The 360-nt window shown below is 28.6% G+C and carries 1 protein-coding gene; it reads left to right on the top strand.

Annotated features, from left to right (window positions below; all coding sequences use genetic code 11):
• Positions 1 to 360: Abi family protein (locus OM075_RS25850; RefSeq protein WP_301193418.1), on the top strand; the 360-nt coding region annotated here is incomplete at both ends.

The raw sequence follows: 360 nt of genomic DNA, 5'->3' as shown, positions 1-360 counted from the left end.
AAAACAATTAAGTTATTATAGACTTTCTGGATATTGGCATACTCTCTTAAAAGAACCAAAAAAAGAACATATTTTTAAGGATGGAGCCACATTTAATCAAGCATTCAAGCTATATTGCTTCGATAGAGAATTAAGATTATTATTATTAAATCAAATTGAAAAAATAGAAATATCAGTAAGAGCAGCATTAGCCTATGAAGCTTCTTTAAACTGGGGAACGTTTTGGTTGTCTGAAAAGGACAACTTTTCAAGTTTTTCAAAATATACATCTACTGTTAGTAAAATATTTGGGGAACTAAAAAGAAGTCAGGAAGTTTTTTTAGAGGAGTTTAATAATACTTATATTGATGAATTCCCTCC

Origin of the sequence: Plebeiibacterium sediminum (assembly GCF_026013605.1) — a bacterium.
Classification (GTDB): Bacteria; Bacteroidota; Bacteroidia; order Bacteroidales; family Marinilabiliaceae; genus Saccharicrinis; species Saccharicrinis sediminus.
The sequence above is the reverse complement of the archived record's forward strand: the minus strand, read 5'-3'. Positions and strand labels throughout refer to the sequence as shown.